The organism is Pseudoalteromonas sp. MelDa3, assembly GCF_002863625.1.
GTDB classification, from domain to species: domain Bacteria; phylum Pseudomonadota; class Gammaproteobacteria; order Enterobacterales; family Alteromonadaceae; genus Pseudoalteromonas; species Pseudoalteromonas arctica.
The window spans coordinates 42,095-55,071 of sequence record NZ_PJBR01000011.1 but is presented as its reverse complement, the minus strand read 5'-3'; the positions used below and the strand labels follow the sequence as shown (position 1 = coordinate 55,071).

The following is a 12,977-nucleotide window of genomic DNA, read 5'->3' as shown; positions in this document are numbered from 1 at the left end:
AATTAGCGCCTTTTTGATTACTGTGTAATTGTTATAATTGCCATTCTCTGGCTATCAGCTCACTTGGTTTACTAGTTAGCCACTCTTGCGGGCGTAAGTAATACTGATATAGGTTAGCTTCTGGGCTACTTGGCTCTGGTTTATAGTTATATTCCCAGCGTGCAAGTGGTGGCATAGACATTAATATAGACTCAGTGCGCCCGCCACTTTGTAATCCAAATAAAGTGCCTCTATCCCATACTAAATTAAACTCTACATAACGTCCGCGACGATAAAGCTGAAAATCACGTTGTTGTTCTGTGTATTCGTCATTTTTGCGACGTTCAATAATAGGTAAATAGGCATCTAAAAATCCATTACCCACCGATTGCATAAACGCAAAACTCTTTTCAAAACCAAGTTCGTTTAAATCGTCAAAAAACAAACCGCCTACTCCGCGCGTCTCGTCTCTGTGCTTTAAATAAAAATACTCGTCGCACCATGTTTTATATTTTGGATAAACTTCACTACCAAATGGCGCACAAATGTCGTGAGCAACTTGATGCCAATGCTGTACGTCTTCTAATACTGGATAAAAAGGAGTGAGATCAAATCCGCCACCAAACCACCATATTGGCTCTTCGCCTTCTTTTTCGGCTATAAAAAAGCGCACATTGGCATGACTTGTTGGTACATGAGGGTTTTTAGGGTGAATAACTAACGACACACCACACGCATGGAAGCTGCGTCCTGCAAGCTCTGGTCTATGTGCTGTTGCAGAACCTGGCATTGAAGCGCCAAATACATGAGAGTAATTAACTCCGCCTTGCTCTATTACAGCGCCATTTGTGGTTACACGTGTACGACCACCACCGCCTTCTGCTCGCTGCCAGTTATCCTCTATAAATTTAGCACTGCCATCTGCAGCCTCCAAACCTTGGCAAATAGTGTCTTGCAAAGCCATAAAGTATGCTTTTACTTGATTTAATAATTCGCTTTGCATATTAACCTCTAAATATTTTGCCAGTCATGGCGTCTTTTATTGTGCTTGGTTGAGTATTACCACCTAACGGCTCGTCAACGTAAAAGCCAACTTGTTCTGCAAATTGCGCTTTGGCTTGCTCAATACTAATTACCGTTTCTTGACCGGTTAAGTTTGCACTGGTTGATACCAGTGGCTTACCAAACTCTTGGCACAAACGCTTTACTGTTGGATGGTTTGTTACTCTTACCGCGATGGTATCAAACTGCCCTGTGAGCCATTTAGGCGTATTTTTAGATGCAGGCATAACCCATGTAATTGCAGCAGGCCAACTCGAAAAAATATCAGCGCGTTTATCCATTGGTATTTTTGCATCATCTACGTATTTTAATAATTGTCCGTAGTTATCAGCGATTAAAATAAGCCCTTTTTCAACTGGGCGCTGCTTAATAGCTAATAGTGCCTCAACGGCTTGTTGATTATCTGGATCACAACCTAAACCATATACAGCTTCTGTTGGGTATAAAATAACTTCGCCTTGCGTTAAGCATGTTATTGCAGTGGGCGTATTTGAAAGGTCTGACAAAGTAGTCTCCAGATATAATTAAACGTTATTCAGTTGGGGTGAGCTTATGCATGCAGCTTTTTTGTGGGCATTGCAATAATGTGCCGTTTGCCATATTTCTCTCTATGACGATAGGCCAGTTACATTCAGGACACGGGTGTTCAACCGGTTTATTATTAAGTGTGTATTTACAACTTGGATAGCAATCACAAGAATAAAATACTTTACCAAATTTATTACTGCGCGCGACTAAATGACCTTTTTTGCATTTAGGGCAACTTGGCAAAGTGTCTTCGCTTTGTTTTTCTTCATTTTCGTTAGCAATGTAATGACACTCTGGATATCCCGTACACCCAATAAACATACCGTAGCGCCCATTTTTAACCACCAGCTGTTTGCTGCACTGCGGGCATGCTGAATCTTCAAGAACTTTAATTTCGTTACTATCGTGATGTGCCAACGGCCTAATAAAATCGCATTTGGGATAACTTGCGCATCCTAAAAAAGGGCCTGATTTACTATTGCGGATCACTAACTCTGAACCACACTGTGGGCATATCTCGTATTCTTTTTCGAGGGCGTGCTTGTTCGCCGAGAAAAGCGAATGGTCGATTTTACTCATGGTGATCCTAATAGGTTAGTGAATTTTCGCCTAATATACCCAAACCACTTAAAGATACAAGCAATGCCGTGCTTATCCGTTTAAGTAATTTGAGTACAATTAAGATAATTATCTCTAATGAAGAAGTTCGCTGGGTTCATCAAAAATCAAATCTTCCATTTGCTCATATGCCTCTTCAGAGCCAGGAACATTAAACAAAATCATAAGTACAATCCATTTTAAATCTTCTAGGCTTATGGTTGGTTTATCTAGTGAGGCTAAACAGTCCATTACCATCTCACGAGTTACATTGTTAATTACGCCTATTTGCTCAATAAACATTAAAAAGCCACGACACTCAGCACTGAGCCTTTGGCATTCACTATCGGTAAATATACGCACAGCATCTTTAGGGTTAGTAATAAGATAAGGAGACTCGTCACTGTGTTGTAAATCGGCGAGTTGCTCTAACCAATCGAGTGCTTTAAATATCTCAGGCTTATTAAAGCCCGCGCGCAGTAGCTCATCGGTTAATTCATTTTGCTCTGCAAATATATCCGCTTCGCTGTGAATGTAATTTTCAAAAAGATATAAAAGAATATCAAACATATTACCTTCCTGCGCTTAACTTGATGTAACCATCTAACACTCGCTCAATCTGATCGTCTAATTCTAAATCGAGCAACCTACTGAGTACTTTATCTATTGGCCACTGCGCACGACGCACAATGTCATCTACACTGGTTACTTCAAAGCCAATACTATTTAAAACCTCACATTGAGAATTGGCTTGAATCGGCTGCTCTTTATTACATACATTATTGTCGTAAGTAAAACTCACCTCATCAAGAATGTCAGCCACGTTTTCTACCAGTTTAGCACCTTGCTTTATTAAAAAATGACTTGCCTGCGCTAACGGGTTTTTAATAGAACCCGGTACTGCAAATACCTCTTTATTTTGTTCAAGCGCATAGCGTACTGTAATTAACGAACCACTTTTAATTTCAGCCTCAACAATAAGTACTCCTAACGATAACCCAGAAATAATACGATTACGGCGCGGAAAGTTGTGCGCATGAGCAGCTGTGCCTGGTAAGAACTCACTCACCAGCAAACCGCTTTCTAAAACTTGGTCTGTTAATAGTTTATGGCGTTTGGGATAGTAAATATCAACCCCAGTACCAAGCACCGCTATGGTTTTACCCGTACCAGCAAGAGAGCCCTTATGTGCTGCTCCATCTATTCCCCGTGCCATACCTGAGGTAACTGTAATACCCGCTAAAGTTAACTCGTATGCAAATTCTGATGCTATTTCAAGCCCGGTAGGTGTGGCATTACGACTCCCTACAATTGCAATTTGTGGAGTAGATAATAACGAGACATCTCCCCTACAAAATAGTAATAAAGGCGCACTGGCAATCTGTCGGAGATCTTCTGGATAAAGCGCATCAAAAATACAGACAACCGTAATGTTGTGCAGCGTAATTAGTTGCTCATAATGGCTGACTTGTTGCCAATTGGTGTTGAGTAAATTACTCGCCTGATTAGCGGTTAATCCAAGCTGTAAAAGCTTGTCATGAGGTAAGTCGAATAACGACCCAAGGGAATAATTTGTAGATAGTGCTAAAAGGGTTTTGATACCCAACCCTTTACACATATAAAAGGCAAGCCAGTGGGCTAGCTTGCCAGATGACTGATCCATGCTCTCTCCTAGAGCACCGACTCGCTACTTCTTAATGAATAACTGCAATATCTCCAATGCGAATTGGGTGCTGGTTTTTAGTTATTAATGCATAACTTATTTTGTCATACACTTTAAAGACAATTAGCTCGCCAACTTTTTCTTTAGGCATAGTCCACGTTGTGCTCTCTTCGTCAGACTCATCACCAAATAATTGGCTCACATCAGATAAAAGCTTCTCGTATTTACTAGAATCTTCTGGGTAACGAGGGCCACGAGGACCATCAATAACCGTTGGCGATTGACGTTCTAGATCTAATACATGACCCGCTTCTATGTTTTGTTCACTGCCTAAGTTTAGCACTACAACATCCATTGTGCTGAATTCTCTAACTTGTCGTGGGGAAGCAATAATATTCCCTGTTACGGGCTCAGAAGGACGGTGAATATTAAAGTACGCAGGAAGCATTTGACCTTCCATTGCCGGCATTAAAAAATCGCCTTGCTGAATTTCTCGTTTAACAGACTCAACACGTAATGACGAAGGCACACCATTGTGTTCATCACCCGCTCTAAACGCACGTGCGATACCCACGTAAGATGCACGCGTTGCTAACACTTCACCGGTTAAATCAGTGTAAGGATCACCTTTATGGTAAATGGCATATGCCTTATGTACTTGTAAGTCGCCTTTAACATATAAAATATGGCCTAACGTTTGTGTTTTAGTATTTTCGTTAGCACCTAAAATATAAGGTTTGCCTTTAATATCGTCACTATTCATTGCTTGCTCGTAACTGATATACGGTTTGATCATTTCAAGCGGCAAAGTAGTAATAGCATTACGCCCTTTTGGTGTAATACGACCCTGAGGAGATAGCTTTCTATATCCTTTATTAATCACTAAACGTGGGTTTCCATCTGCATCGTATATCAGCGCTAATGCATCACCGGGGTAAATTAGGTGCGGGTTGTCAATTTGTGGATTCATTTGCCAAAGTTCAGGCCATAGCCAAGGCTCATCTAAATAGATGCCAGAAATATCCCAAAGTGTATCGCCTTTTTTTACAACATACTGTTTTGGTGCATCTTTTTTTATTTTAAGCACGTCAGCAATTGCGGGAAACGCAGCACTTAACGTAAGCATGATTGCAAGTAATGGAGATTTCATTGAGCTTCCTTGTATTGTTTTTTCATTATTATTGCCCAAAACCTGTTAAAGGTGAACGCGAATGGCTAAAATAAGAGCATACAATACCCTAAATTAAGCACAAGTGAAAAAGGTAACTATGGCTAGGTTAGAAGTTTTAAGATTTCCAGATGAACGTTTACGTACTATAGCAAAAGATGTTGCACAAGTTGACGACACAGTACGCCAAATTGTAAAAGACATGCTAGAGACAATGTACGATGAAAATGGCATTGGACTTGCGGCCACGCAAGTAGATATTCATCAACGAATCGTTGTTATTGATGTATCAGAAGAGCGCGACGAGCCACTGGTATTAATTAATCCACAAATCATTAAAAAAGACGGCTCTACCGTTAGCGAAGAAGGCTGTTTATCAGTACCTAACTCGTATGCAAAAGTAGACCGCGCTGAAACAGTAACAGTCGCTGCACTTAACGAAAACGGTGAAGAGTTTGTACTAGATGCAGATGAATTACTGGCTATTTGTATTCAACACGAACTAGATCACCTACAAGGTAAGCTGTTCATTGATTACTTATCTCCATTAAAGCGCCAACGTATTCGTAAAAAGCTTGAAAAAGAAGCTAAATTTGCAGATTAGTAATAAGTACCTTAGGAAAACTCAGTGACTCAACCATTACGCATTATATTTGCCGGTACGCCGGACTTTGCAGCACGTCATTTACAAGCGCTGATACAAAGCGAACACCAAATAGTGGGTGTATATAGCCAGCCAGATCGCCCTGCTGGTCGTGGTAAAAAATTAAAAGCCAGTGAAGTGAAAGCGCTAGCGCTTGAGCACAACTTACCGGTTTTTCAGCCACAGTCATTAAAAAATGATGAAGCACTAGCAGAGCTAACAAGCTTAAATGCCGACATTATGATTGTTGTAGCCTATGGCTTAATCTTACCTAAAGCTATATTAGAAGCCCCACGTTTGGGTTGTTTAAATGTGCATGGCTCTATATTACCGCGCTGGCGCGGCGCTGCACCTATTCAACGCGCAATTTGGGCAGGTGATGAACAAACCGGCGTAACAATAATGCAAATGGATGAAGGGCTAGATACCGGCGATATGCTACATATACGTCGCTGCCCTATTAGCACGACAGAAACTAGCGCTAGTTTATATACAAAGCTTGCTGAGCTAGGTCCAGACGCGTTAATTGAAACCATTAATAAATTAGCTAATGGCGAGATCACCCCTGAACCTCAAAATGATGAACTTGCTAACTACGCTAAAAAGCTTTCTAAAGAGGAAGCTAATATCGATTGGTCAATGAGTGCACTGCAAATTGAGCGAAACATTCGCTCTTTTAATCCATGGCCAGTGTGCTTTACCCAAATGGGTGGGCAAACAGTAAAGATTTATCAAGCGCAGGTTGTGCTGCAATCAGGTGATCCTGGGCAAATTTTATCAAGCGACAAAAATGGCGTAGTAGTGGCGTGTGGCGAACACGCTTTATGTATTACGCAATTACAGCCGCAAGGTAAAAAACCAATGGCAATTAACGACTTTTTAAATGGTCGTAGTGACTGGGTTACCCCTGGCACAATATTAGGCGAAAACAATGAGTAATGTTCCAAACGTACGAGCGCTGGCCGCTGAAACTTTATATAACGTAGTTGATAAAGGCGCATCGCTTAATCAAGAACTTCCATTTGCAAGCCAAGGCCTGCCGCCTAAAGATAAAGCGTTGCTACAGCAAATTTGTTATGGCGTTTTACGCTACTTACCGAGCCTTGAAAATTACTGCCAACACTTAGTAGAGCAGCCATTAAAAGGTAAACGTAGAATATTTCAGTTTTTATTATACGTAGGTATTTATCAACTGCAGCATATGCGCGTACCACCACATGCTGCAATTTCAGAAACTGTAAACGCACTGGCTCAACTGCGCGCTTTAGGATTAAAAGGGCTGATAAACGCCATTTTACGTAGTTTTCAGCGCCAACAAGCAGAGCTTGAAGAAAAAGCGAAGCTTATTCCGGTATGTTTATACAACCATCCAAATTGGTTTATTAAACAGGTGCAAACAGCCTACCCAGATAGTTGGGAAGCACTACTTGAAGAAAACCAGCAACAAGCGCCAATGTGGCTTCGTGTAAATCAAGCTCAATTTAGCACGCAAGAATACAGCGACATGCTTAGCGCTAACGATATTGAACACACCTTAAACCCTGATTTTATTGATGGGATTAAGCTTGCCAAACCACGTGATGTATTTTCGTTGCCTGAGTTTGATACAGGTGCATGTTCAGTACAAGATGCTGCAGCACAGTTGGCAGCCCGCTTTTTAGAACCTAAAGCAGATGACTATATTTTAGATGCCTGTGCAGCACCTGGCGGAAAAACGTGTCATATATTAGAGCTTGCTGATGCTGATGTACTTGCACTTGATAGCGACTCAACTCGCCTTGAACGCGTTAAGCAAAACTTAACTCGTATTGGCTTAGGTGCAGACCTTCAATGTGGCGATGCCTCACAACCACATACTTGGTGGGACGAAAAATTATTTGATCGTATTTTGCTTGATGTGCCTTGTTCAGCCACTGGTGTAATTCGCCGTCACCCTGATATAAAATGGTTACGTCGCGCATCAGATATCGAAGACTTATCTAAGTTACAAAACGATATTCTTGATAGCATTTGGCCACTGTTAAAACCAGGTGGCACATTGGTATATGCTACGTGTTCGGTTCTTCCACAAGAAAACCAACAGCAAGTTGCTAAGTTTTTAGCTAATAACGATGATGTAGAACATATACCTCTACACGAAAATGATACCGTAACAACTCCTGGTTTGCAGTTACTGCCCGGTGAAAGTGATGGATTTTATTACGCTAAGCTAGTTAAAAAAGCCTAATAGCCGTACACTAAATAGTTAGCCATTTATGAAACATTAAATGGCTATTTTTTTAATTAAATTATGATCAATACCACGGGTAAATAATGAAAATAATTATACTCGGTGCCGGGCAAGTTGGTGCTACGCTTGCTGAAAACTTAGTTGGCGAACAAAACGAAATTACCGTTGTTGATATAGACGGTAACCGATTACGTGAACTTCAAGATAAGTACGACTTACAAGGGGTTATGGGCCACAGCGCGCATCCTGATGTATTACGCCGTGCAGGCGCTGAAGATGCCGATATGATTATAGCAGTAACCAGTTCAGATGAAGTGAACATGGTTGCATGCCAAGTGGCGTACAGTATTTTTAAAACGCCCACTAAAATTGCCCGCATTCGCTCAGAGCAATATTTAAAATACCGCGAAAAACTATTTCAAAACGATGATTTACCAATCGATCATTACATTGCCCCCGAAGCACTGGTCACTAAGTATATTCGCCGTTTAATTGACTACCCTGGTGCTCTGCAAGTATTGCAGTTTGCTGATGGCATGCTCTCGTTAGTAGCCGTAAAAGCTTACTATGGGGGTTTATTAGTAGGTTATGCGTTATCTGCACTTAAAGAACATATTCCTAATGTAGAAACTCGTGTTGCCGCTATTTATCGTCAAGGTAAAGCAATCAAACCACTGGGTACCACCGTTATTGAAGCCGATGACGAAGTATTCTTTATTGCCGCTACAAAACATATACGCGCGGTAATGAACGAGCTACAAAAACTTGAGCGTTCGTACAAAAAAATTATGATAGCTGGTGGCGGTAACATTGGGGCAGGCCTTGCCCGCTCACTTGAAAAAAACCACACCGTTAAACTAATTGAACGCAGTAAAGAACGTGCCGAGCAACTCTCAGAAATGCTCGATAACACGGTCGTTTTTTGTGGTGACGCATCTGATCAAGAACTGCTCTCAGAAGAGCATATTGAACAAGTCGATGTATTTATTGCCGTAACTAACGACGATGAAGCAAACATTATGTCGGCCATGCTTGCAAAACGTATGGGCGCACAAAAAACCATGGTACTTATTCAACGTGGAGCTTACGTTGATTTGGTACAAGGCGGCGAAATAGATATTGCCATATCGCCACAACAAGCAACTATATCAGCGTTATTAACGCACGTACGCCGTGGTGATATTGTTAACGTGTATTCACTGCGTAAAGGCGCAGCGGAAGCCATTGAAGCGGTTGCTCATGGTGATGAAAACACATCTAAAGTGGTTGGTCGTGCGATTGCCGACATAAAACTTCCTGCAGGTACAACCATTGGGGCAATAGTACGTAATGACGATGTGCTGATAGCTCACGATGATACAATTATTATGTCGGGCGATCATGTCATCATGTTTTTAATCGACAAAAAACACATTACCGTTGTAGAAAAACTATTCCAAGTAAGTGCTATATTCCTTTAACTAGTTACTCTAATCAGTTAATTTAATACACAAAAAAGCCGCTGACTAAGGCGGCTTTAATGGAGTATGCTTAAATATTGATTACTGTACTTTTGAAAACTCTTCTTTAGAGATTTCACCATTACCATCAGTATCCAAATCATCAAAAATCTTTACAAGCTGAGGGTTAACCTTTGCTTCTTCCATTGTAATAGCACCGTTACCATCTGCATCAAAAGAGGCAAAATCTACTGCGGCATATGCTGCTGATGAAGATGCTAAAACGATAACTACAAGTGTTGTATTTAATGTTTTCATAATAATATTCCTAGTAATATGGGAAGTCCTTTTCAAAGATCCCTGACTGTGAAAAATGTTTAATCTGAAAAGATTAATTAGTAATTAGTAATTAGTAATTAGTAATTAGCGAATTCTTCTTTAGAAAGCTCGCCGCTACCGTCGGTATCTAGCTCAATAAATTCAGCCATTAAATCGGTATCGACTGCCGCTTCGCTTGGGCTAATTGTGCCGCTACCATCGATATCAAGGCTGTCAAAATCTGATGCTGCAAATGCAGCGGAAGAAGATGCTAGTACTATAAGTGCTAATGCTTTATTTAAATGTTTCATAACTTAATCCTTCAATGTTCTATCAAAAAAATTGCTTCGTTTAACTTAAAACGTAATTTTTCACTTCCTAGTTATCCTCTTTCGTAAGCTCCCTTGCCTACTTAGGTTGTCTTTGGCAACTCAGGATAAATACTTTTTAATTAAGCTTCTGAAAATTCTTCTTTTGATAACTCACCATTTTGGTCAGTATCAAGCTCAGAAAACATGCTCATTAGCTTTGCATCAACTGATGCTTCTGCTTGGCTAATTGTGCCACTGCCGTCTACATCCAGTGTGTCAAAATCTGTTGCAGCAAAAGCGGCTGAAGAAGATGCAATAGCGATAAGTGCTAAAGTTTTATTAATGCTTTTCATAATATGTATCCTTCAAATTTATGTGTGTGCGATTAAGTATTTCACTTTGAATCACGATTTCGTTCAGTACACTTAGACTATTACAACTTAGATGCCAACATTTAAAAGTCAATAATTTTCAATGAGTTAAATTCAAAACGTACAACAAGAAGGCGTTTTTAGAATAATCATTGTTGCCCTTTAGCAACACGTTTTAAAGGGTCTACATTAAAACCATTAAAAACATATAGTTATGTTTATATAAAAAGATACATTTTTAAATGTATGGTTTTAAAAGGAGGGATTTAAAAGAATAATTGAGATAAATTTTAACGAGGAAGCTTTAATAACAAAAAATAAGCTGTAAAAAATAATACGTAATCATTTGTTTTATTTAAATAATAATTTTAATTATGAAAGAGAAAAAAACATTTTATAAATACTGACGTAAAATGCCTTTTTGTTGCAAATAAGCGAAAACCTATTTATTCAACGGTAGGCTCAAGCGCAGAAGGGTCTATAAAATGCTCTTTCATAAAGGCTTTCATTTCATCCTCGCTTGCTAGTAGCTTAATTCCACAGTGCACACCTGCGGCATGCTCTTTAACACTGCAAATTTCACCTTCAAAATCTTTATCACTGCTATTAAGTACGACAGTGCATTGCATATCTTTAATACTTTCAACTTGCTGATCGCCTCTAATATCAAACATTACACCAGTGAGTGAAATGTCTTTAATAAGGCCTTCAAGTACCCTATCGTCACTTAGTTTTAGCTTTGCAGGTAATAAGGTAGGTATGCGTGTTTGTGAGCGTAGCGCAAATAACTGCACTTGCTTTGGAAAGTTTATAAACACGAGTTTAGCGGGATGAGAGGCTACCGACATAATTTGCTGGCGAAACGCAATAACTTGCCCACCACTACCTTCAATAAGCGCTCTTACAACAACCATTACGCCATCACGTAAATAGTCACTCGCCGCAGGTAAACGCTTTGCATTGGGATAATTTAAAATAATAAACTGTTTATCGAGTAAACCAACTAATTCAGTTTTAACACGCTTACTGCTTGTAGGTGTTAATATTTCTAGGTCGACTAAGCTGCCTACACTTATATGCTTTAGCTTTTCTAAATTTGTTGGCATATCCCTTTCCCAATAGTTCGTAATTTAAAACTTAAGCCGCTCGTTTATCCACGCCAAAAAGTAGGCGTAAATAACACTAATAAAGTAAATATTTCTAAACGACCAAACACCATTGCAATGGTAAGCAACCATTTAGCACCATCGGTTATAGCGCCATAATGCGATGCTACATCCCCCAGACCTGGACCTAAGTTATTTAAACAAGCCGCAGTGGCTGAGAACGCAGTTATGTTATCCATACCCGTGCCCATAAGCGCTAACATAATAATAATAAACACCAACGCATATGCAGAGAAAAATCCCCACACGGCTTCTACTACTTTGTCTGGCAACGCCTTTCGACCCAGCTTGATTGAATATATAGCCCGTGGGTGCACCAAACGATTAAGCTCACGCACACCCTGCAAGTACAGTAAGAACACGCGCACTACTTTCATACCACCACCAGTAGAGCCTGCACAGCCACCAATAAAGCTCGAAAATATAAGTAAAATAGGTAAAAACAAAGGCCATGTTGAAAAGTTATCAGTAGCAAAGCCTGCTGTTGTACTCATAGAAACAGCCTGAAATAACGCCTGATCGAGGGTTTCATCGCCATTAGCAAATATTTCGTTAGAGGAAAGTACGGTAAAACAAATAACCACCAGCGCTAATTGAATACACAAAAATACCTTAAACTCAGGGTCTCGAATATAAACTTGTACGTTTCGACTCGCCACTGCCGCGTAGTGCAGGGAGAAGTTAACAGCGGCAATAATTAAAAAGAACACACAAATAAAGTTAATTACAGGGCTGTCAAAGTGCCCCATGGAAGCATCGTAAGTAGAAAAACCACCTATCGCGACCGTTGAGAATGCATGACATATCGCATCAAACCACTCCATCCCTGCTGCCCAATAAGCCAGCATACAAGCAATAGTCAGTGACACATAAATATACCAAAGGTGCTTTGCTGTATCGGCAATTCGCGGGGTCATTTTGGAATCTTTTACAGGCCCAGGTATTTCAGCGCGATATAACTGCATACCACCAACACCTAGCATGGGGAGTATAGCAACAGCGAGTACGATTATACCCATACCGCCAAACCACTGGAGTTGCTGGCGATAAAACAACACCGACTTGGGTAAGTACTCAATACCGGTAAGTACTGTAGCGCCTGTTGTTGTTAAGCCAGAGAATGCTTCAAACACCGCATCGGCGAGCGATAAATTAGGTTCTTGTAAAAATATAAGCGGCAAGGACGCAAACGCCCCAAGTACCAGCCAAAACAAAACAACAATTAAAAAGCCTTCACGCGCTTTTAAGTCACCGTTTTCATGGCGGTTTGGGTAATAAGCCATCATGCCAATAACAACACTAAAGATAAATGCTAAAACAAAAGGAACACCACCACCGTCTTTATATATTAAAGACACCAGTGCCGGAGGCACCATGGTAATACTAAACAGCGCAACAAGTTGGCCAAGAATTTTTATGATGGTACGAAATTGCATTTAGCTTGTCGCTTTTATTATTAGTAAATTCAGGCTGAGTAGTATCAACCAAATTAAATAGGGTCA

At 40.3% G+C, this 12,977-nt stretch carries 15 protein-coding genes; 4 read left to right on the top strand and 11 right to left on the bottom strand.

What is annotated here, in order from left to right; translation table 11 throughout:
* Window positions 1–31: 31 nt before the first annotated feature.
* The 6 genes from hemF to CXF89_RS04450 all read right to left on the bottom strand — a co-directional run bounded on the left by hemF (window position 32) and on the right by CXF89_RS04450 (window position 4,979).
* Complete coding sequence (gene hemF, locus CXF89_RS04475) at window positions 32–982, bottom strand: oxygen-dependent coproporphyrinogen oxidase (protein WP_121953921.1); 951 nt, start codon at window positions 980–982, stop codon at window positions 32–34.
* Between the two features lies 1 nt (window position 983).
* Window positions 984–1,547: an L-threonylcarbamoyladenylate synthase type 1 TsaC gene (locus CXF89_RS04470; RefSeq protein WP_004335153.1), complete on the bottom strand. Its 564-nt coding sequence runs from the start codon at window positions 1,545–1,547 to the stop codon at window positions 984–986.
* A 25-nt stretch (window positions 1,548–1,572) separates the two neighbouring features.
* A complete protein-coding gene (locus CXF89_RS04465) occupies window positions 1,573–2,148 on the bottom strand; it encodes a DNA topoisomerase family protein (protein ID WP_121953920.1) in 576 nt (191 codons plus the stop codon).
* A gap of 114 nt (window positions 2,149–2,262) precedes the next feature.
* The gene (locus tag CXF89_RS04460) at window positions 2,263–2,736 is read right to left on the bottom strand and encodes a DUF494 family protein (protein ID WP_010555161.1); all 474 of its coding nucleotides are present in this window, start codon (window positions 2,734–2,736) and stop codon (window positions 2,263–2,265) included.
* 1 nt (window position 2,737) lies between these two features.
* Entirely contained in the window at window positions 2,738–3,829 is a 1,092-nt protein-coding gene (gene dprA, locus CXF89_RS04455; RefSeq protein ID WP_121953919.1) for a DNA-processing protein DprA, read from the bottom strand.
* A gap of 31 nt (window positions 3,830–3,860) precedes the next feature.
* On the bottom strand, window positions 3,861–4,979 hold the full coding sequence (locus CXF89_RS04450) for a LysM peptidoglycan-binding domain-containing protein (protein ID WP_010555159.1): 1,119 nt from the start codon (window positions 4,977–4,979) through the stop codon (window positions 3,861–3,863).
* A 118-nt stretch (window positions 4,980–5,097) separates the two neighbouring features.
* Here CXF89_RS04450 and def point away from each other — a divergent pair, with 118 nt between their 5' ends.
* The 4 genes from def (at window position 5,098) to trkA (ending at window position 9,330) form a co-directional block, all read left to right on the top strand.
* Window positions 5,098–5,601: a peptide deformylase gene (gene def, locus CXF89_RS04445; protein ID WP_007584168.1), complete on the top strand. Its 504-nt coding sequence runs from the start codon at window positions 5,098–5,100 to the stop codon at window positions 5,599–5,601.
* 24 nt (window positions 5,602–5,625) lie between these two features.
* Window positions 5,626–6,579: a methionyl-tRNA formyltransferase gene (fmt, locus tag CXF89_RS04440; protein ID WP_121953918.1), complete on the top strand. Its 954-nt coding sequence runs from the start codon at window positions 5,626–5,628 to the stop codon at window positions 6,577–6,579.
* Window positions 6,572–7,867: a 16S rRNA (cytosine(967)-C(5))-methyltransferase RsmB gene (gene rsmB / locus CXF89_RS04435; protein WP_024593219.1), complete on the top strand. Its 1,296-nt coding sequence runs from the start codon at window positions 6,572–6,574 to the stop codon at window positions 7,865–7,867. Before fmt ends, rsmB begins: the two co-directional genes overlap by 8 nt.
* 86 nt (window positions 7,868–7,953) lie before the next feature.
* Complete coding sequence (trkA, locus tag CXF89_RS04430) at window positions 7,954–9,330, top strand: Trk system potassium transporter TrkA (RefSeq protein ID WP_004335170.1); 1,377 nt, start codon at window positions 7,954–7,956, stop codon at window positions 9,328–9,330.
* A gap of 81 nt (window positions 9,331–9,411) precedes the next feature.
* Here the strand turns inward: trkA and CXF89_RS04425 are convergent, their stop codons facing one another.
* From CXF89_RS04425 to CXF89_RS04405, 5 genes are all read right to left on the bottom strand, one after another.
* A complete protein-coding gene (locus CXF89_RS04425) occupies window positions 9,412–9,627 on the bottom strand; it encodes an EF-hand domain-containing protein (protein WP_121953917.1) in 216 nt (71 codons plus the stop codon).
* Between the two features lie 98 nt (window positions 9,628–9,725).
* Window positions 9,726–9,938 carry an EF-hand domain-containing protein gene (locus CXF89_RS04420; protein WP_004335174.1) on the bottom strand — a complete coding sequence of 71 codons (213 nt, stop codon included), beginning with the start codon at window positions 9,936–9,938 and terminating at the stop codon, window positions 9,726–9,728.
* Window positions 9,939–10,078: 140 nt separating this feature from the next.
* Window positions 10,079–10,291 carry an EF-hand domain-containing protein gene (locus tag CXF89_RS04415; RefSeq protein ID WP_004335175.1) on the bottom strand — a complete coding sequence of 71 codons (213 nt, stop codon included), beginning with the start codon at window positions 10,289–10,291 and terminating at the stop codon, window positions 10,079–10,081.
* 464 nt (window positions 10,292–10,755) lie between these two features.
* A complete protein-coding gene (locus CXF89_RS04410; RefSeq protein WP_007584185.1) occupies window positions 10,756–11,415 on the bottom strand; it encodes a flagellar brake domain-containing protein in 660 nt (219 codons plus the stop codon).
* A gap of 44 nt (window positions 11,416–11,459) precedes the next feature.
* Window positions 11,460–12,911 (bottom strand): TrkH family potassium uptake protein, encoded by a 1,452-nt coding sequence (locus tag CXF89_RS04405; RefSeq protein ID WP_121953916.1) that lies wholly within the window; start codon window positions 12,909–12,911, stop codon window positions 11,460–11,462.
* Window positions 12,912–12,977: the final 66 nt, after the last annotated feature.

Bases quoted from the DNA above. Each gene is read 5' to 3' on its own strand.
- hemF (WP_121953921.1), bottom strand. From the start codon at position 982: ATGCAAAGCGAATTATTAAATCAAGTAAAAGCATACTTTATGGCTTTG.
- CXF89_RS04465 (WP_121953920.1), bottom strand. From the start codon at position 2,148: ATGAGTAAAATCGACCATTCGCTTTTCTCGGCGAACAAGCACGCCCTC.
- CXF89_RS04460 (WP_010555161.1), bottom strand. From the start codon at position 2,736: ATGTTTGATATTCTTTTATATCTTTTTGAAAATTACATTCACAGCGAA.
- dprA (WP_121953919.1), bottom strand. From the start codon at position 3,829: ATGGATCAGTCATCTGGCAAGCTAGCCCACTGGCTTGCCTTTTATATG.
- CXF89_RS04450 (WP_010555159.1), bottom strand. From the start codon at position 4,979: ATGAAATCTCCATTACTTGCAATCATGCTTACGTTAAGTGCTGCGTTT.
- def (WP_007584168.1), top strand. From the start codon at position 5,098: ATGGCTAGGTTAGAAGTTTTAAGATTTCCAGATGAACGTTTACGTACT.
- rsmB (WP_024593219.1), top strand. From the start codon at position 6,572: ATGAGTAATGTTCCAAACGTACGAGCGCTGGCCGCTGAAACTTTATAT.
- trkA (WP_004335170.1), top strand. From the start codon at position 7,954: ATGAAAATAATTATACTCGGTGCCGGGCAAGTTGGTGCTACGCTTGCT.
- CXF89_RS04425 (WP_121953917.1), bottom strand. From the start codon at position 9,627: ATGAAAACATTAAATACAACACTTGTAGTTATCGTTTTAGCATCTTCA.
- CXF89_RS04420 (WP_004335174.1), bottom strand. From the start codon at position 9,938: ATGAAACATTTAAATAAAGCATTAGCACTTATAGTACTAGCATCTTCT.
- CXF89_RS04415 (WP_004335175.1), bottom strand. From the start codon at position 10,291: ATGAAAAGCATTAATAAAACTTTAGCACTTATCGCTATTGCATCTTCT.
- CXF89_RS04410 (WP_007584185.1), bottom strand. From the start codon at position 11,415: ATGCCAACAAATTTAGAAAAGCTAAAGCATATAAGTGTAGGCAGCTTA.
- CXF89_RS04405 (WP_121953916.1), bottom strand. From the start codon at position 12,911: ATGCAATTTCGTACCATCATAAAAATTCTTGGCCAACTTGTTGCGCTG.